Here is a 17,276-nt window from a genome sequence, read left to right as displayed (position 1 = left end):
TGGCCCGAGACAACGTGCGCTGAAAGGGGATTTTCCCGCTCTCAACCTGGGGGCGCGTAAAGTTTGGCGGCGATTGTACTGGTCTGGCTCTTTAAACGATAGGGCGATGGAGGCCTCTGCAACGCTTTGGCGGTTTTTGCGGACACATTTTCACAGTTGCGGGTTAACTATTGGTTACAAACTGTGGCTAAAATGCCATCCATCAGCTGAAGGCCGACCATCGGCGTGGTTCGATGGCACCAAGGGGGCCTCTGTTTCGCATTCAGTCGCTGCACAAGACCCGGGGACCGGCATGCCGGTAAAGGGCGCAGTTTGTTTATTTCCAACCTGTGACGATTTCCGTGAAACTGATCATTGCCGTTATCTACGTTGTCTCTATTGCGTACGTCCACCTGCGTGGTCGAGTGCGCCACAAGCTGGGGCGCCAGTTGAGTGATCACTCGACGTTCCTGGCACCGATCAATTGCTTTCTTTATCTGTTTTCGAAAATCCCCAACAAACCGTATCTCGATCCGGCTGATTTTCCCGACCTGAGCCCGCTGCAGGCGCATTGGGAAGAAATTCGTGCCGAAGGCCAGAATTTGCTTCACGCCGGCGAGATCAAACGTTCGAACCAATACGATGACGTCGGTTTCAACTCGTTTTTCAAGACCGGCTGGAAGCGCTTCTATCTCAAGTGGTATGGCGATAGCCACCCGTCGGCCATGAAGCTCTGCCCGCGCACCACCGAACTGGTACAGGGCATTGGCTCGATCAAGGCGGCGATGTTCGCCGAGTTGCCACCGGGCTCCAGACTGGTGCGCCACCGCGACCCGTATGCCGGTTCGTACCGTTATCACCTCGGACTGGACACACCCAACGCTGAAGGTTGCTACATCAATGTCGATGGCCAGAACTACCATTGGCGCGATGGCGAAGCGGTGATGTTCGATGAGACCTACATTCATTACGCAGAGAACACCACGCCACGCAATCGCATCATCCTGTTCTGCGACGTCGAGCGGCCGATGAAGTATCGGTGGGCAGCGGCATTCAATCGCTGGTTCAGCCGCACTGTCATGTCGGCGGCGGGTGCACCGAACGAGGACGGAGACCGCACCGGCGGAATCAACCGGCTGTTCAGCAAGGTCTACAAGGTTCGCCTGCGCGCCAAGGAACTGAAAAAACGCAACCGCAAGCTTTACTACCTCCAAAAATGGTCGATCTTTGCCGGGTTGCTGGCGGTCTTCATTCTGATCTGATTTTTTCGGTGTAGCGTACCAAGGCTTCGCGAGCAGGCTCGCTCCCACAGTGGACCGGTGTGTGTAAGGCAGGATTTGCCTTGCTGCGAAAATCCCTGTGGGAGCGGGCTTGCCCGCGAAGAGGTCGGGACATCCAACGGATCACTTACTGGCTTTCTTCCGGGCAACCGGTTTGCTGCCCGCCTTCGGCCTGGACGCTGCTTTACCGCTGCCGAGGCTGCGCTTGAGCAGTTCGGTCAGGTCAATGACATCCGCCGTTTTGCGCTCCTCTTCACTGGAAGCGGTTTCGACGTCTTCGATCTTGCCTTCACGGGCCTTCTTGTCCACCAGGGCCATGATCTTGTCTTCGAAGCCGTCCCGATAGTCGTCCGGCGTCCACTCGGCACTCATGTCCTCCACCAGGCGTTTGGCCATGTCCCGTTCGCCCTTGGCCAGTTCGGGGCTGGTCACTTCGCTGCCCAGCGCCAGTTCATCGAGACTTCGCACCTCGGCCGGCCAGCGCAGCATCACCAGGACCAGTGCCGATTCCAGCGGCATCAATGCGGCCAGGTGCTGGCGGGTATGCAAGACCACGCGGGCGAGGGCGACCTTGCCGGTTTTGCTCAGGGTTTCGCGCAGCAGCGCATAAACCTTTCCGCCGCGTTTGTCGGGGGCCAGGTAGTAAGGCGTGTCGATGTTCTGCAAGGGAATCTGCTTGCCGTCGACAAAGGAGAAAATGTCGATGGTCTGGGTCGAGAGCGGATGAGCGGAACGGATTTCCTCTTCACTGAGCACCACGTACCGGCCCTTTTCGTACTGCACGCCCTTGACGATGTGCTCCTTGGTGACTTCCTTGCCCGTCACCTTGTTGACACGCTTGTAGCCCACCGGGTCCATGCTGCGGCTGTCGAGCCAGTCGAAATCGACGCCTCGGGAGGACGTTGCGGAGACCAGCGCCACGGGGATGTGCACCAGTCCGAAGCTGATTGCGCCTTTCCAGATTGCCCGTGCCATGGTCGTCTACTCGCGAGTGATGTTCAGGTGACCTGCGGTCCTTTGCAAAAGTTTCTGTGGTCCGCGCGCCGGTTCCCCCGCCGGATCAACCGGATGCCAGATCGTGCCGGGGAGTTTTTGGTTAACAAATCCGAACCTCGGGCGTAGCGTGGTATCGAAGTCCTTACCCACGCGGACGCAGAGAGGCACCCCCCATGAACCGATACGTGTTTGGCGCCATTGCACTGGCCTTGAGTGGCGTACTTGGCTCCTTGGTCCAGGCCGACGTCTCTGCTTCGTTGCAGTTGGCCCAGAACCTGCCGGGCAGCACCAACAACAACCCTTATAACAGTCCGATTCGCCGGGCCAACCCCAACAGCATGCAAGGCACCCAACCCGGCACCCCGGCCATACGAGGACCCAATACCGTGCCGGTCCCACGCCCGCCGACGCTGGACAACGGTGGCATTGGTAATCGCTACCCCGACCGGACAGCGCCCGCCAGCCCACCGAAATTCATTCCCAATCCACCTCCTCGAGACACTGGTAGCAGCAACCGTTGAGTGGCAGGCATGACGTCTGCCCGCTACTTTTCACCAAGTCTCATTTCCATCAGAAAAGGAATCCTGCATGTTGCGTAAAAACCTGTTGGCAACCCTCTGTGCCGGCGTATTGATCAGCGCCACTGTCCCTGTGCTTGCCGCGCCGGCCCAGACGATGAAAAGCGAAGATGGCACCCTTGAGGTCACCCCCATCGTGACGGGGCTGGAACACCCCTGGGCCCTGGCATTCCTGCCGGATAGCAAAGGCATGCTGGTGACCGAACGGCCCGGCAACCTGCGACTGGTGACCGCCGAAGGCAAGTTGTCCGCACCGCTCAATGGCGTACCCACGGTCTGGGCCAAGGGGCAGGGTGGATTGCTCGACGTGGCGCTGTCACCCGACTTCAAGCAGGACCGGATGGTCTATCTGTCCTATGCCGAAGGTGGCGGTCAGGGCGGCAAGGCCGGCACGGCGGTGGGCCGCGGCCGGCTCTCCGACGATATGACGGCGCTCAAGGATTTCCAGGTGATCCTGCGTCAGGAACCCAAGCTCTCGGTGGGCAACCATTTTGGCTCGCGGCTGGTGTTTGATCGCGACGGCTATCTGTTTGTGACCCTGGGGGAAAACAACGACCGCCCGACCGCCCAGGATCTCGACAAGCTGCAAGGCAAAGTGGTGCGAATCTACCCGGATGGCACAGTGCCCAAGGACAACCCCTTTGTCGGCCAGGCCAACGTGCGCCCGGAGATCTGGTCCTACGGGCAGCGTAACCCGCAAGGCGCTGCGCTCAACCCGTGGAACGGCACGCTGTGGGAAAACGAACACGGCCCTCAGGGCGGCGATGAAATCAACATCATCGAGCGCGGCAAGAATTACGGCTGGCCGCTGGCGACCCATGGCATCAACTACTCCGGTCAACCGATTCCCGAAGCCAAGGGTGAAATCGCCGAAGGCACCCTTGTCCCGAATCATGTCTGGGAAAAGTCCCCGGGCCTGAGTGGCATGGCGTTCTACGATGCCGATCGTTTCAAGGTCTGGCAGCGCAACGTGTTTGTCGGCGCGCTGATCAGCCAGGAACTGATCCGCCTGGAGTTCGATGGCGACAAGGTGATCCACGAGGAGCGCTTGCTCGGGGATTTGAAAAAGCGCATCCGCGACGTACGGCAGGGACCGGACGGATACTTGTATGTTTTGACCGATGAGGAGAACGGTGGCGTTTACAAAGTGGGTTTGAAGTTGCCGGCTGACTAAGGCACCTAAAAACTTGCCATTGACTTGCCATCAACGTCCGGCTAATTTCGAGCCATGACTTCCACCGTATTGCGCTGCCAGCCAAGCATTATTACCGCCATTCCTCATTTGGCGGGCTAGCTCACGACTGCAGCACCCAACCCGCCCTCGAGGCGGGTTTTTACTTTCTGTCTCCCGGGCCCCGATCAATGTCAGGAGACGACGATGAGTTTCACAACCGATCAACAGGCCTTGCTTGAAGGCTACGTGAAAAAAATCCTTGCCGCGCCGGTCTATGAGCTGGCCGTGCGCACGCCTTTGCAACCGGCACCGGCCTTGTCCGAAGCCTTGGGCAACCAGATCCTGCTCAAGCGCGAAGACTTGCAGCCGACCTTTTCCTTCAAGATCCGCGGTGCCTACAACAAGCTGGTGCAACTGAGCGAGGCGCAAAAGGCTCGCGGCGTGGTCACGGCCTCTGCGGGCAATCATGCGCAGGGCGTGGCACTGGCGGCGCGGGAGTTGGGGATCAACGCTACCATCGTCATGCCCTGCACGACGCCGCAGTTGAAGGTCATCGGCGTGCGCAGTCGCGGCGCCGATGCGGTGTTGCACGGCGAAAGCTTTCCGTTCGCACTGGCCTGTGCGCTGGATTTGGCCCGGGAAACCGGTCGCACCTTTGTTTCACCCTTCGACGACCCGGAGGTGATCGCTGGGCAAGGCACGGTGGCGATGGAAATCCTGCGCCAGCATCAGGGGCCTCTGGACGCGATCTTCGTGCCGGTGGGTGGTGGGGGGCTGATCGCGGGTATCGCCGCCTACGTCAAATACTTGCGGCCGGAAGTTCGCGTCATTGGCGTCGAGTCGGAACATTCCGCGTGTCTGCAAGCGGCGATGCATGCCGGCGAACGGGTCGTGTTGCCGAGCGTCGGCACCTTCGCCGACGGGGTGGCGGTGGCGCAGATCGGCGCTTACGGTTTTGAGGTCTGCCGGTTTTGCGTCGATGACGTGGTGACGGTCAGTAACGATGAACTTTGCGCCGCAATCAAGAATATCTACGACGATACCCGCTCGATCACCGAACCTTCCGGTGCGCTGGCCGTGGCCGGGATCAAGAGATACGTCGCGCAGACCGGTGCCTTGGGGCAGACCCTGGTGGCGATCGACTCGGGTGCCAACATCAATTTCGACAGTCTGGGGCACGTGGCCGAGCGCGCCGCGTTGAGTGGCGCCCCGGCATGATGCCTGGGCAGGTCGACAGCGGACGCCGCGAGGGTCCGCGCGATGGCAAGGTTATTCCTGAATGGCTTTCTCGACCTTGGTCGACGCCGACCAGATCCGATAGCGCACTTCGATGTCCTTGGGTACGTACAGCACGAGCGGCAGCTTGCTGTTGTAACGCAGCAGGAAGCCGTCACCGACCACCGGTACAAAACCCTGTTTGCTCGTGCCGCCCGGGCAGGCCATCAGCGTGCTCATCGGACCAATGACTTTTTCCAGGCGATAGAACGGATAGCCCCAACCCTCGAGGTTCTTCTCCTCGAGAATACCGCCCAGACGCGGGTTGTTGCAGTCAACGGTCATCGTCTTGCCGGCCAGGATCTCGACCTGGAAGTCGTTTTCCCGGGTTTGAGGCGCTAGGTGGATCACCTGGCGGGTGAACCCGCTTTCGGCCTTCGGATAGGGTGCGGTGTCTTCGAGTTTGGCGGCATGCGCCACGCCGGCAAGCCCCAGTGCGAACAGCGCCGTGCAAGCGTTAACGGTCAAAGAATTCATGATGCCTCCTTGCTTGAAGTGAAGGGCGGCATTTTCACTGTCGTGTGCAGTGAATGCAAACCCGGGATCCTCCGCATGCAAATTGCAGGGTCGCCAGGGGCGTTCATTGCAAACCGCATGGCAGGTTTAAGGTGATTCGTCTAAATCCTTGAAGTGCCGATGAACTGCACCACGAAAATCAAGGTATGTTTTATGCTGTAGGTGCCCTTGAAGCTTGCCGGGATTGCAAATGAGCGAGCATTGATCGTCCGGCAGTCTCACAAAGGAGGGAGTCGCCATGTTTCTTTCTGCCTTGGAAGTTCGCAATATCATCGAAAGCAGTTTTCTGCCCCAGCGCTGCCAGTGCACGCTGTCACCGGACCTGTCGATGACCGTCAAGGTCTATGCGGACGGGCAAACCGATCAGCTCGATCTATTGGTCACTGGCATCGATGCCTCCGGGCTCAATGGTTGTCGGGAAATCAACGAGCTGATTGCCCAACTGCGTTCCAGGCAGCATCACGTAGAGGTCGAACCGCACTCTATGCTGGGCAAAGCACTCTAGTCTGCTGTTTCGGGTTCCAGGGACACGCGCCGGGTCTGGAAGAACGCCAGGCCCAGCGCCAGTTCAAACCCGACCGCCAGTAAAATGCCCGGTCCGACATGGCCGTTGAGCCATTCGGCAAAACCCAGCACGGCCAATCCCCAGCAGCCGACGACGAAGCCGAGGCTCAGCGCATTGCGGGTTGCGCAAGGAGGGGCGTTGCGAACCAGAAAAGAGAACACGCTTAACGCCCCAAACAGCACGGCGGTGCGTCGCGCGACCAACCCCACCGCGAATGAAAACTCGATATCCCAGAACGACAATAACCATTGCGGTGTCAGACCCCAGACCAGACTGAGCAAAAGACATAGGGCGGCGCAAAACAACGACAGCGTGCGAAACGACAACTGCATGGCGAATCCTTGCGGGCAGAGAGGGAGGCGCTAGAGCATAGCGCCGCAACCCTCAAAGGAATACTGCCAAGTACCAAATCAGACTTTTCGGTCAGCCCTGGTTCTCGCAAGCGTCGGAAAGTTTACGGTAGGAAATTTCTGCGGGTTTTCCCGTTTCATCGATGTACTTCATCTCGGCCTTCACCACCTTGCACTCCAGGGTGTCCGGCTCGGTCAGTGAAATCACTTTGCTGACATGCAATGGCATGCCGTAGTGATAGGGCACGGCTTGAGAGGTCGTGGTTTCATTGGCCTGAGCCAGGCCGGCAAACGCGGTGCAGGTGAGAGCGGCGGTAACCAGCAGGGTGCGAGTGTTCATCAGCGATCTCCGGTGCGGACGGAATGTCAGTTCGATGTGTCGCTTGTCGAACTTGCCGCACTGGGCGTCAGAACAGTCTGAGGGCGTGCGGTCCAGTGAAGTGTTGGATCGCACGGTTAAGCGAGGGTTAACCCGGCTGAACACCGCCTGTCGCGGATGCGCGATCCTGTATATCAGTTAAGACCATCGGGCGCCTGATAGAAAGTCATCGCGAGCAAGCTCCCACAATGCCCGAGCGTCGACACAAATGTTGTGAACGACCCGCAACCCTGTAGGAGCGAGCCTGCTCGCGAAGAGGCCCTCGAATTCAGCGCACATCCAGTTGCTTGCGATAAGGCAAATCCGGCCCGGTCTTGCTGCACGTCAGCGCCGCCGCCCGCACCGCGAACTTCAGCATGCAGTCGATCTGCTCGCGGCCAAGTTGCTTCACGCCCTCTACCGAATCCAGCTGGTGTTCGGTCAACCAGGTTATCAGCGCCGCCTGAAAGGTATCGCCCGCGCCCACGGTGTCGGCGATTTTTACCGTAGAGGCGGGGGTGGACCACGAACCATGTGCCCGACTGAATACGGTCGCGCCTTCGCCGCCCCGGGTCAGGAGTACCAGCTGACAGCGGTGCTGCAACCAGCCCTGGACCACCTGGGCCGGGTCCTGGCCGGGGTACAGCAGATGCAGGTCCTCGTCGCTGACCTTGATCAGGTCGGCCAGTTCCACCAGTGTCGCGACTCGTTTACGCCACAGGTCGATGTCCGGCTCCGGGTTCAGGCGCACGTTCGGATCGAGGCTGATCAGGCGCTTGCCGCTTTCCCGGCGCACCAATGCCAATAGCGTGTCGGCAATCGGCTGCACCACCAGGGAAAACGAGCCGATATGCAGGCCGCGTACCTCAGGCCCGAGTGTCGGCAGGTGCTCCGGTTGCAATTGTCGATCCGCGCAGCCTTCGCCACGGAAGCTGTACTGCGGCGAGCCATTGGCCCCCACGGCGACCATCGCCAGGGTGGTCGGCGCGGCAAAATCCACCAGGAATTCCTGGCGCACGCCTTCATCTTGCAACACTTGCAACAAGCGCCGGCCCAGGTAGTCGGTGGACAACCCGGCCAACAGTGCCGCGTCCACGCCCAAGCGGCGCAGGCCCACCGCCACGTTGAACGGCGAGCCACCGGCAATGGCCTTGAAGTTCACTTTGGACGCCAGCCCACTGGCGTCGTTTTCACTGAAAAAATCGAACAGCGCTTCGCCACACACCAGGTACATAGTTGTTCACTCTTCAAAGGGTTGCGACATGCTGTTGATAGCGTTCATACGCCTGCTGACAGGCTTGCACATTGTCGGCGACCGGCAGGGTTTCACTGGCCGGGTCGAGTTTTACGCAGCGCTCGCACAATTGCGCCAGGCTGTCTTCGTGCCCGCTCGCCCGGGATACGCACCAGGCTGCCTGAATCGCCGCACCCAAGGCTGCGGCCTCGCTTTGTTCGGTGCAGATCACCGGCGTATTCATGGTGTCGGCGACGATTTGCCGCCAGACCGCACTTTTTGACCCACCTCCAATCAGCCGAATGCTGCGGCTTTGTAAGCCATTGCGGCGTAGCAGGTCCAGTCCGTAACGCAAACCGAACGTCGTGCCTTCGACCACCGCGCGGCACAGGTTGGCCCGGGTCAGGTTGGTCATGGTCAGGCCCGACAGGCTGGCGCTGGCATGGGGCAGGGCGGGCACACGTTCGCCATTGAAGAACGGCAGCATGCACACACCGTCGGCACCGATTGGCGCCTGGGCAACGAGGTCGTTGAATTGATCGATGTCGAGGTCCAGCAGCTCGCGAATCAGGCTGGTGGCATTGGTCAGGTTCATGGTGCAGATCAAAGGCAGCCAGCCGCCACTGGAAGAACAGAACGTGGCAACCGCGGCATCCGTGACGACGTTCGGCTGATCGGCGTAGGCGTACACCGTGCCTGACGAGCCGAGGCTCATGGTGATTGCACCAGGCTGGATGTTGCCGGTGCCGATGGCGCCCATCATGTTGTCGCCACCGCCACTGGACACCAGTGCCCGAGGGTTGATACCCAGGTGTTCGGCGATGCCTGGCAGAATCGTGCCGACCGCCTGATGGGGGGCGATCAGTTCCGGCAGCGCCGCTTGCAGGCGTCCGCTGGGGTCGATGTCACGCAACAATTGCGAATCCCACTGGCGCGTACGCACATTGAAATACCCGGTGCCCGAGGCATCGCCGTATTCGCTGCAACTGCGGCCAGTGAGCCAATGATTGAGGTAGTCGTGGGGCAGCAAGATGCGGGCGATCCGGGAGAACACTTCGGGATGCTGCTCTTTGGTCCATAACAGCTTGGACAGGGTGTAGCCCGGCGCGATGACAACGCCAAGGCGTTTCAGCGAACCCTTTTCGCCACCCAGGTGGGCCAGCAGTCGGTCATTCTCCGGGGTGGTTTCGGTGTCGCACCAGAGTTTAGCCGCACGCAACACCTTGCCCTGATCGTCGAGCAGCACCAGGCCGTGTTGTTGGCCGGACACGCCAATACCGAGGATCGACTGACCATTGGTTTTGGCCGCGAGCAATGCGCGGCGAGTGGCGGTGGCGAAGGCTTCCAGCCACTGCTGGGTGTCCTGTTCGCGGCGGCCATCGGGGCCGCTGATCAGGCTGTGGCTGGCGGCTCCCTGACCGAGCACCTCACCATTGGCCGAGTCGAGGATGACGGCTTTGGTGCCTTGGGTTCCGCAGTCGATGCCGAGGAAGAGTTGTCGGGTTGTCATGCAGTATTCCTGGTCGTCAGCTAGATACAAGTCTGGATTCACTATCCCCGATGCCTGTCAGGCCACCTTCGCGAGCAAGCCCGCTCCCACAAGGAGTTTTGTGAGCGACACCAAACCCTGTGGGAGCGGGCTTGCTCGCGAAGACGGCAATTGCTACACCACCGACCTTAAGCCAGCACCCGTTCCAACGTCCGCGACACCCCAACCTCGCGCAAACTGTTGCAGCACCACTCAAACGCCGCGACAAACTCCGGCGAGCGCGCAATGGCCGTACCAAAAATCTCCTCGACCGCCAGCAAGCGCTGGGTAAGCAGCACATCATCGGCTACCAGCGCCTGACAGAACGCCGCCCGTGGATCCGCAATCGTGTAGGTCTCGCCCTGTTCATCCACGCCTTTGAGATACAGCGCCCACGCCGCCACCACCAACGCCGCGCGCCGGGTTTCGCGGCCATCGGCGATCAAGCGGTTGATGGTCGGTACGGTGAATTTCGGAAACTTCGACGAACCGTCCGAACACACCCGTTCAAGCTGATCGGCAATCGCCTGATTGGAGAACCGCGCCACCAGGGTGTTCTTGTACTCGGTCAGGTCGATTCCCGGCACCGCCGGCAGCTGTGGCGTCACGTCCAGGTCCATGTAGGCGCGCATGTAGCGCACGAACAGCGGGTCGTTCATGGTTTCGTGGACGAAGCGGTAACCCTTCAGGAATCCCAGGTACGTCAGCGCCAGATGACTGCCGTTGAGCAGCTTGATCTTCATTTCTTCGTAGGGCGTGACGTCGTCGGTGAATTGCACGCCGACTTTTTCCCAGGCCGGGCGACCGTTGACGAACCTGTCTTCCAGCACCCATTGCGCGAAGGGTTCGCAGACCACCGGCCAGGCATCGTCCACGCCATGCCGGTCCGCCAGTTGCAGGCGATGGAGGGTGCTGGTCATCGGTGTAATGCGGTCGACCATGGCGTTGGGGAAACTGACGTTGGCGTCGATCCAGTCACGCAACTGGCTGTCGTGCAAGGCGGCAAAGGCCAGCAGGGCCTTGCGGGTGACGGCGCCGTTGTGCGGCAGGTTATCGCAGGACATCAGGGTGAAGGCCGCTGTGCCAGCGGCGCGGCGCTTGGCCAGTGCGGCACACAGGAAGCCGAACACGGTTTTCGGTGCGCCAGGGTGCGCCAGGTCATGCTGGATCTGCGGCAAGTGCGCCATGAACTCGCCGGTGCTGTCGTCGATGCAGTACCCGCCTTCGGTGATGGTCAGCGAGACGATGCGGATCTCGGGGCTGGCCAGCTTGTCGATCAATGCTTGGGCACTGTCCTCGGCCAGCAGCATGTCACGAAGGGCGCCGATCACCCGCACTTCGGTGTCGTCGCTATCGCCGAGTTCGAACAGGGTGAACAGATAATCCTGATCCTTGAGATCGTCGCGGGCGCGACGGTCTTCAGCGCGCAGGCCGACACCGCAGATGGCCCAGTCCAGGCCTTCGCCGGTATTCATCAAGGCGTCGGTGTAGTACGCCTGATGGGCTCGGTGGAAACCGCCGACCCCGATGTGCGCGATACCTTGGCGGGTCTCGCCCAGGGCGTAGGCGGGCAGGACCACTTCAGGGGCGAGGCGGTTGAGGTTGAGTTGGTTCAATTTCATCGCAGGCTCTCTGAAATCAGGCAGCAACGCGCAACGGGCGGGTCAACGCCACGCCGTCGGCATCGAATAAATGGCAGTGCTGCGCATCCAGATGCAGGCTCAGGGTTTCACCGTAGCGGCTGGCCAGATCGCCGCGAACGCGCATGGTCAGGGCTTCGCCGGATGCCGTCCGGACGTGGCAGAAGGTGTCGCTGCCCAGGCGCTCGCTGACATCGGCGGCGACCTGCAAGGCGCAGTCGCCGGGTTTGGCCAGTTCCAGGTGCTCTGGGCGAATGCCCAGCGTCACCGCACTCCCGACGCTCAGACGCCTGCCGCCCAAGGGCAGGCTGACGCGGGTTCCGGCGTCGAGCTGCACTTCACAGCCCTGGCTGTCGACGCCGGTGACCTTGCCCTTGAGCAAGCCCATTTTTGGCGTGCCCAGGAAACCGGCGACGAACAGGTTGGCCGGCTGGTGATAGAGATCCAGCGGCGAGCCGACTTGCTCGATCTTGCCGCCATTGAGTACGACCACTTTGTCGGCCATGGTCATCGCTTCGACCTGATCGTGAGTCACGTAGATCATCGTGGCTTGCAGTTCTTTGTGCAGGCGCAACAGTTCCAGGCGCATCTGTACCCGCAGGGCGGCATCGAGGTTGGATAACGGTTCGTCGAACAGGAAAATTTTCGGGTTGCGCACGATGGCCCGGCCAATCGCCACGCGCTGGCGCTGGCCGCCGGACAGTTGCTTGGGTTTGCGCTCCAGCATCGGCCCCAGTTCGAGGATGCGCGCCGCTTCGCTGACCTTCTTCTCTACTTCGGCTTTCGCCACGCCGGCCAGGTCGAGGGCGAACGACATGTTCTTGCGCACGCTCATGTGCGGGTACAGGGCGTAGGTCTGGAACACCATCGCCAGATCGCGCTTGGCCGGGCTCACTTCGGTGATGTCGCGGCCGTCGAGTTCGATGGTGCCGCCGCTGACTTCCTCCAGCCCGGCGATCAGCCGCAGCAGCGTGGATTTGCCGCAGCCCGACGGGCCGACGAATACCACGAACTCCTTGTCGTTCACCTCCAGGTCGATGCCCTTGATGATGGAAAAGCCTTCGAAGCCTTTTTGCAGATTCTTGATTTTCAGGTTGGCCATGGTGATGGGCCTCCGTTTGTTTTTATTCAGTTGAATAGGGCATGCCTTTCTGTAGGAGCGAGCCTGCTCGCGATGGGCTCACAGGCGACGCGTTTATTCAGGCCGCACACGTTATCGTTCACGTCCATCGCGAGCAGGCTCGCTCCTACAAGGGTTCATTTCACGGCGCCGAACGACAGACCACGCACCAATTGTTTCTGGCTGATCCAGCCGAAGATCAGGATCGGCGCACAGGCCAGGGTCGAGACGGCCGACAATTTGGCCCAGAACAGCCCTTCGGGGCTTGAGTACGAGGCGATCAATGCGGTCAGTGGCGCGGCTTTCGACGAGGTCAGGTTCAGCGACCAGAACGCCTCGTTCCAGCACAGGATCAACGACAGCAGCACCGTGGATGCCAGGCCGCCCTTGGCGATGGGCAGCAACACCCGGAGCATCTCCTGAGCCAGCGTTGCGCCGTCCAGCCGCGCGGCTTCGAGGATGTCCCTGGGGATGTCCTTGAAGTAGGTGTAAATCATCCAGACCACGATCGGCAGGTTGATCAGCGTGTAGATGACGATCAGCGCGATCCGCGTATCGAGCAGGCCGAAACTCTTGGCCAGCAGATAGATCGGCATCAGCACGCCCACTGGCGGCAGCATTTTGGTGGAGAGCATCCACAGGAGCGTGCCTCTGGTGCGTTGGGTTTCGTAGAAAGCCATGGAGTAGGCCGCCGGCACCGCGATCAGCAGGCACAGCGCGGTGGCGCTGAAGGAGATCACCACCGAGTTCCAGGCGAAACTGAAATAATCGCTGCGCTCGTTGATGTGCAGGTAGTTCTCCAGCGTCGGCATGAAGATGAACTGCGGCGGCGTGGCGAAGGCATCGATTTCGGTTTTGAAACTGGTCAGTACCATCCAGAAGATCGGAAAGAAGATCAGGATCGCGATGGCCCAGGCCAACGTACCGAGCAGCAGGCTTTGCAGGCGACGGGATTGTTGAAGAGTCATGGCAGGCCTCAGGCTTTGTCGGTCAGGTTTTTGCCGATCATCCGCACCAGGATGATCGCGGCGATGTTGGCGATGACCACGGCGATCAGGCCGCCCGCCGAGGCCATGCCGACATCGAACTGCACCAGCGCCTGGTTGTAGATCAGGTAGGCGAGGTTGGTCGAGGCGTAGCCGGGACCGCCGTTGGTGGTGGTGAAGATTTCGGCGAACACCGAGAGCAGGAAGATGGTTTCGATCATCACCACCACCGCAATCGGCCGCGCCAGGTGCGGCAGGGTCAGGTGCCAGAAAATCGCGATGGGCCCGGCACCGTCCAGGCGCGCGGCTTCTTTCTGTTCCTGGTCGAGGGACTGCATGGCGGTCATCAGGATCAGGATTGCGAAGGGCAGCCATTGCCACGAGACAATGATGATGATCGACAGCAGCGGGTAGTGCGCCAGCCAGTCCACCGGTTGCGCGCCGAACAGCTTCCAGACGTAGGCGAGAATCCCCGACACCGGATGGAAAATCAGGTTCTTCCAGATCAGTGCGCCCACCGTGGGCATGATGAAAAACGGCGAGATCAGCATCACCCGTACGATGCCGCGACCGAAAAACTCACTGGCCTCCAGCAATGCACTGATCAGCACGCCGAGTACCACACTGATCAGCAGCACGCTGCCCACCAGCAACAGCGTGTTGGTGGCGCCGGGCAGGAATCCGGAATCAGTCAGGAAATAGGTGAAGTTCTCCAGCCCGACGAATTCGTTTTCACCGGGGTTGAGCAAGTTGTAGCGAATCGTGGAGAAGTAGACGGTCATACCCAGGGGGACAATCATCCACAACAGCAGCAATGCCACCGAAGGGCTGACCAGAAACCAGCCGGGATTGGCCACGCGGCTTTTGCGCTGCGGCTGGGCTATGTCCATGTGAGCTTTTGCAGTTGATGTATTCATGGTGATCAGAACCGATTGATTACAGGCATATGAAGATCAACTGTGGGAGCGGGCTTGCTCGCGAAGAGGCCAGTACATCCGACACAACTTTCGCGTTTGGAATGCCGCTTTCGCGAGCAAGCCCGCTCCCACACTGGATACGGGGTTACTTGGGATAACCCGCGCGCTTCATCTCGCGCTCGGTGGTTTGCTGGGCCGCCACCAAGGCCTGGTCGACCGTGGTCTGGCCGATCAGCGCCGCAGAGAAGGATTTGCCAACCTGAGTACCAACGCCCTGGAACTCGGGAATGGTCACCAACTGAATACCGATGTAAGGCACCGGTCTGGCCCCCGGCTTGCTCGGGTCCGCGGCCTTGAGCGATTCCAGCGTGACCCTGGCGAACGGCGCGGCACTCATGTACGCATCGCTATAGGTCGAGGCCCGGGTGCCCGGCGGCACGTTGGCGATGCCGTCTTTTTCCGCGACCAGTGCGCCGTATTTTTTGGAAGTGGCCCAGGCGCTGAAGGTTTTCGCCGCGTCCTTGGCCTTGGAACTGGTCGGAATGGCCAGTGCCCAGGAATACAACCAGGCCGAACCCTTGTCAGTGACCTGATGTGGCGCGAAGGTGAATCCGACGTGATCGGCAACCTTGCTCTGGGTCTTGTCGGTGACGAACGAGCCGGCGACGCTGGCATCGACCCAGATCGCGCATTTGCCGCTGTTGAACAACGCCAGGTTTTCGTTGAAACCGTTGCTCGATGCGCCCGGCGGACCGGATTTCTTCATGGTGTCGACGTAGAAGTTCAGCGCGTTTTTCCACTCAGGCCCGGTGAATTCCGGTTGCCACTTCTCATCGAACCAGCGCGCGCCATAGGCGTTGGCAACGGTGGTGACCAACGCCATGTTTTCGCCCCAGCCAGCCTTGCCGCGCAGGCAGATGCCGTACTGTTCTTTATCTTTGTGGGTGAGTTTGCTGGCGAATTCGCTGATCTGTTCCCAGGTCGGGCGCTCGGGCATGCTCAGGCCGGCGTCCTTGAACAGGTCGGTACGGTAATAGGTGATCGAGCTTTCGGCGTAGAACGGCAAGGCATACAGCGACCCCTTCACCGACAGGCCTTCGCGCACCGACGGGAATACGTCTTCGAGGGCATAACCAGCCGGCAAATCCTTCATCGGCTCCAGCCAGCCCTTGGCGCCCCAGAGTGCGGCTTCGTACATGCCAATGGTCAGCACATCGAATTGCCCGCCCTGGGTGGCGATATCGGTGGTCAGGCGCTGGCGCAGGACGTTTTCTTCGAGGACCACCCAATTGAGCCTGATGTCCGGATGCTCGGCCTCGAAGGTTTTCGAGAGCTTTTGCATGCGGATCATGTCGCTGTTGTTGACGGTGGCGATGGTCAGGGTCTGGGCGCCAAGGCTGACGCTGCTGAGAGTCATGCAGGTGAGGGCAAGCAGAGCTTTTACCGAAGGTTGCATCGTGCACTCCTTTTCTGCAGCCGGCGGGCTACAGAAGGACAGTTATTGTTTTTGTGTCTTCCGTAGGCAGGAAGAATGTGTGCTGATTACATCCTTCAATCGAGGGCGAGACAAATCATCCATCGCACTTCAATCGATACTTTTTTGCACTGAAGTTTTGAGGGGTAGACGCGGGGAAGGGCTTTTCAGCGAAGGAGGGGTATTGAATCCGTACAGGTTTCAGGGGGTAACGCTGTACCTGTGGGAGCGAGCTTGGTCCGGGCGGAGATCCGACGATGGCGGTGTATCAGGTTAATAAATGTCGACTGACACGGCCTCATCGCGAGCAAGCTCGCTCCCACAGGAATTTGAGGAGTGTCTTCAACCCAGGTTTTGCTCGGTCAACCGCTGCACCATCAGCCGCCGGTAGTGCGAAGGCGTCATGCCCTTGAGTTGCTGGAAGCGCCGGTTGAAGTTGGAAATATTGTTGAAGCCCGATTCGAAACACACGTCGGTCACCGGTTTGTCGCCATCGGCCAGCAGTTCGCAGGACTTGCTGATCCGCAGTCGATTGACGAACTCGATGAAACAGCGCCCGGTGGCCTGTTTGAACACGCGGCTGAAGTACGTCGGCTTCATGCCCAGGTGTGCTGCGACTTCCTCCAGCGGCAGCTCCCTTGCGTAATGGGCGAAGATGTAATCCACCGCGCGGTTGGTGCGATCGATGTTGTGCTCGTCGGCCAGTTGCGGGGTCGTGGCGCCAGAAAGCAATTGGTAGTCGTCGGAGGCCGCGAGCAACTCCAGCAAAATGAAAAAGTGCCCGAGCCGGGTGATGCCGCTGGTATCGGCGATGCGCTGCATCAGGTCCATCGCTTTGCCGATGGTGTGCTTGCAGCGAAACTCGATGCCGTACTGCGCGCGTTCCAGCAGCGGCGCCAGGGCCTTGAGTTCGGCGAATACCTGATAGCCGCTGTCGAACAACTCGTCGGTGAAATTGACCAGCATGTCGCGCTTGGGCACCACTTCGTCCTCGGCCACCTGGCTGATCCAGTTGTGGGGCAGGTTGGGGCCGGTCAGGAACAGGGTATGTGGGTAGAAGTTGCCGATGTAGTCACCGATGAACACCTTGCCGGAACTGGCGACGATCAGGTGCAGTTCGTATTCCTTGTGGAAATGCCAGCGCACCAGCGGGCAGGGGAAGCCATGCTGGCGATAGATGATGGACAACCCGTTGTGGTCGTCCATCAATTCATAGGAAGGGTCGGTGATTCTGGCAATACGGGGCATGTTGATACACTTTTCTTGTTTTCGCGCCCTGATCATGCCTCTTGTGGGGTGGCTGATG

Annotated in this window: 17 protein-coding genes; 5 read left to right on the top strand and 12 right to left on the bottom strand. The window is 60.1% G+C overall.

The annotated features are described in order from the left end of the window. Positions 1 to 341 precede the first annotated feature (341 nt). Positions 342 to 1,241, top strand: a complete 900-nt coding sequence (lpxO, locus tag PspS34_RS14570; protein ID WP_159390023.1) for a lipid A hydroxylase LpxO — start codon at positions 342 to 344, stop codon at positions 1,239 to 1,241. Between the two features lie 141 nt (positions 1,242 to 1,382). On the opposite strand, the gene PspS34_RS14565 is transcribed toward lpxO, so the two are convergent. Beyond that, the gene (locus PspS34_RS14565) at positions 1,383 to 2,234 is read right to left on the bottom strand and encodes a Ku protein (protein ID WP_154946469.1); all 852 of its coding nucleotides are present in this window, start codon (positions 2,232 to 2,234) and stop codon (positions 1,383 to 1,385) included. 194 nt (positions 2,235 to 2,428) lie between these two features. Here PspS34_RS14565 and PspS34_RS14560 point away from each other — a divergent pair, with 194 nt between their 5' ends. The 3 genes from PspS34_RS14560 (at position 2,429) to ilvA (ending at position 5,225) form a co-directional block, all read left to right on the top strand. Then, positions 2,429 to 2,776, top strand: a complete 348-nt coding sequence (locus PspS34_RS14560) for a hypothetical protein (RefSeq protein ID WP_090455332.1) — start codon at positions 2,429 to 2,431, stop codon at positions 2,774 to 2,776. A gap of 67 nt (positions 2,777 to 2,843) precedes the next feature. Beyond that, positions 2,844 to 4,007, top strand: a complete 1,164-nt coding sequence (locus PspS34_RS14555; RefSeq protein WP_150815285.1) for a PQQ-dependent sugar dehydrogenase — start codon at positions 2,844 to 2,846, stop codon at positions 4,005 to 4,007. A gap of 204 nt (positions 4,008 to 4,211) precedes the next feature. Beyond that, a complete protein-coding gene (gene ilvA / locus PspS34_RS14550; protein WP_150815286.1) occupies positions 4,212 to 5,225 on the top strand; it encodes a threonine ammonia-lyase, biosynthetic in 1,014 nt (337 codons plus the stop codon). 51 nt (positions 5,226 to 5,276) lie between these two features. On the opposite strand, the gene eco is transcribed toward ilvA, so the two are convergent. After that, positions 5,277 to 5,759, bottom strand: coding sequence for a serine protease inhibitor ecotin (gene eco, locus PspS34_RS14545; RefSeq protein WP_154859892.1), 483 nt, complete (start codon positions 5,757 to 5,759; stop codon positions 5,277 to 5,279). Between the two features lie 277 nt (positions 5,760 to 6,036). On the opposite strand from eco, the gene PspS34_RS14540 reads away from it, so the two are divergent. Next, a complete protein-coding gene (locus PspS34_RS14540; RefSeq protein WP_150815288.1) occupies positions 6,037 to 6,303 on the top strand; it encodes a DUF1652 domain-containing protein in 267 nt (88 codons plus the stop codon). On the opposite strand, the gene PspS34_RS14535 is transcribed toward PspS34_RS14540, so the two are convergent. The 10 genes from PspS34_RS14535 to PspS34_RS14490 all read right to left on the bottom strand — a co-directional run bounded on the left by PspS34_RS14535 (position 6,300) and on the right by PspS34_RS14490 (position 17,218). Then, positions 6,300 to 6,695 (bottom strand): hypothetical protein, encoded by a 396-nt coding sequence (locus tag PspS34_RS14535; protein ID WP_057714759.1) that lies wholly within the window; start codon positions 6,693 to 6,695, stop codon positions 6,300 to 6,302. The two genes, PspS34_RS14540 and PspS34_RS14535, sit on opposite strands and share 4 nt — an antisense overlap. A gap of 91 nt (positions 6,696 to 6,786) precedes the next feature. Then, positions 6,787 to 7,053, bottom strand: coding sequence for a DUF2790 domain-containing protein (locus PspS34_RS14530; RefSeq protein WP_150815289.1), 267 nt, complete (start codon positions 7,051 to 7,053; stop codon positions 6,787 to 6,789). Between the two features lie 307 nt (positions 7,054 to 7,360). Continuing rightward, positions 7,361 to 8,305, bottom strand: coding sequence for a carbohydrate kinase (locus tag PspS34_RS14525; protein ID WP_154859893.1), 945 nt, complete (start codon positions 8,303 to 8,305; stop codon positions 7,361 to 7,363). 13 nt (positions 8,306 to 8,318) lie between these two features. Then, positions 8,319 to 9,815: a xylulokinase gene (xylB, locus tag PspS34_RS14520; protein ID WP_154859894.1), complete on the bottom strand. Its 1,497-nt coding sequence runs from the start codon at positions 9,813 to 9,815 to the stop codon at positions 8,319 to 8,321. A 167-nt stretch (positions 9,816 to 9,982) separates the two neighbouring features. Next, a complete protein-coding gene (locus tag PspS34_RS14515; RefSeq protein ID WP_159390022.1) occupies positions 9,983 to 11,455 on the bottom strand; it encodes a mannitol dehydrogenase family protein in 1,473 nt (490 codons plus the stop codon). A 16-nt stretch (positions 11,456 to 11,471) separates the two neighbouring features. Further along, positions 11,472 to 12,575 (bottom strand): sn-glycerol-3-phosphate ABC transporter ATP-binding protein UgpC, encoded by a 1,104-nt coding sequence (gene ugpC / locus PspS34_RS14510; protein ID WP_154859896.1) that lies wholly within the window; start codon positions 12,573 to 12,575, stop codon positions 11,472 to 11,474. Positions 12,576 to 12,730: 155 nt separating this feature from the next. Continuing rightward, a complete protein-coding gene (locus PspS34_RS14505) occupies positions 12,731 to 13,561 on the bottom strand; it encodes a carbohydrate ABC transporter permease (RefSeq protein WP_057714765.1) in 831 nt (276 codons plus the stop codon). Between the two features lie 8 nt (positions 13,562 to 13,569). Then, positions 13,570 to 14,469, bottom strand: coding sequence for a sugar ABC transporter permease (locus tag PspS34_RS14500; RefSeq protein ID WP_224794376.1), 900 nt, complete (start codon positions 14,467 to 14,469; stop codon positions 13,570 to 13,572). A 172-nt stretch (positions 14,470 to 14,641) separates the two neighbouring features. Beyond that, positions 14,642 to 15,952 carry a sugar ABC transporter substrate-binding protein gene (locus PspS34_RS14495; protein ID WP_159390021.1) on the bottom strand — a complete coding sequence of 437 codons (1,311 nt, stop codon included), beginning with the start codon at positions 15,950 to 15,952 and terminating at the stop codon, positions 14,642 to 14,644. 360 nt (positions 15,953 to 16,312) lie between these two features. Then, entirely contained in the window at positions 16,313 to 17,218 is a 906-nt protein-coding gene (locus tag PspS34_RS14490) for an AraC family transcriptional regulator (protein ID WP_154859899.1), read from the bottom strand. Positions 17,219 to 17,276 lie beyond the last annotated feature (58 nt).

It is taken from the genome of Pseudomonas sp. S34, assembly GCF_009866745.1.
Lineage (GTDB): Bacteria > Pseudomonadota > Gammaproteobacteria > Pseudomonadales > Pseudomonadaceae > Aquipseudomonas > Aquipseudomonas jessenii.
This window is presented reverse-complemented; position numbering and strand designations above follow the sequence as displayed.

What these genes read in the sequence shown, in the direction of transcription:
- PspS34_RS14565 (WP_154946469.1), bottom strand. Translation starts at nt 2,234, where the DNA reads ATGGCACGGGCAATCTGGAAAGGCGCAATCAGCTTCGGACTGGTGCAC.
- PspS34_RS14560 (WP_090455332.1), top strand. Translation starts at nt 2,429, where the DNA reads ATGAACCGATACGTGTTTGGCGCCATTGCACTGGCCTTGAGTGGCGTA.
- PspS34_RS14555 (WP_150815285.1), top strand. Translation starts at nt 2,844, where the DNA reads ATGTTGCGTAAAAACCTGTTGGCAACCCTCTGTGCCGGCGTATTGATC.
- ilvA (WP_150815286.1), top strand. Translation starts at nt 4,212, where the DNA reads ATGAGTTTCACAACCGATCAACAGGCCTTGCTTGAAGGCTACGTGAAA.
- eco (WP_154859892.1), bottom strand. Translation starts at nt 5,759, where the DNA reads ATGAATTCTTTGACCGTTAACGCTTGCACGGCGCTGTTCGCACTGGGG.
- PspS34_RS14540 (WP_150815288.1), top strand. Translation starts at nt 6,037, where the DNA reads ATGTTTCTTTCTGCCTTGGAAGTTCGCAATATCATCGAAAGCAGTTTT.
- PspS34_RS14535 (WP_057714759.1), bottom strand. Translation starts at nt 6,695, where the DNA reads ATGCAGTTGTCGTTTCGCACGCTGTCGTTGTTTTGCGCCGCCCTATGT.
- PspS34_RS14530 (WP_150815289.1), bottom strand. Translation starts at nt 7,053, where the DNA reads ATGAACACTCGCACCCTGCTGGTTACCGCCGCTCTCACCTGCACCGCG.
- PspS34_RS14525 (WP_154859893.1), bottom strand. Translation starts at nt 8,305, where the DNA reads ATGTACCTGGTGTGTGGCGAAGCGCTGTTCGATTTTTTCAGTGAAAAC.
- xylB (WP_154859894.1), bottom strand. Translation starts at nt 9,815, where the DNA reads ATGACAACCCGACAACTCTTCCTCGGCATCGACTGCGGAACCCAAGGC.
- PspS34_RS14515 (WP_159390022.1), bottom strand. Translation starts at nt 11,455, where the DNA reads ATGAAATTGAACCAACTCAACCTCAACCGCCTCGCCCCTGAAGTGGTC.
- ugpC (WP_154859896.1), bottom strand. Translation starts at nt 12,575, where the DNA reads ATGGCCAACCTGAAAATCAAGAATCTGCAAAAAGGCTTCGAAGGCTTT.
- PspS34_RS14505 (WP_057714765.1), bottom strand. Translation starts at nt 13,561, where the DNA reads ATGACTCTTCAACAATCCCGTCGCCTGCAAAGCCTGCTGCTCGGTACG.
- PspS34_RS14500 (WP_224794376.1), bottom strand. Translation starts at nt 14,469, where the DNA reads ATGGACATAGCCCAGCCGCAGCGCAAAAGCCGCGTGGCCAATCCCGGC.
- PspS34_RS14495 (WP_159390021.1), bottom strand. Translation starts at nt 15,952, where the DNA reads ATGCAACCTTCGGTAAAAGCTCTGCTTGCCCTCACCTGCATGACTCTC.
- PspS34_RS14490 (WP_154859899.1), bottom strand. Translation starts at nt 17,218, where the DNA reads ATGCCCCGTATTGCCAGAATCACCGACCCTTCCTATGAATTGATGGAC.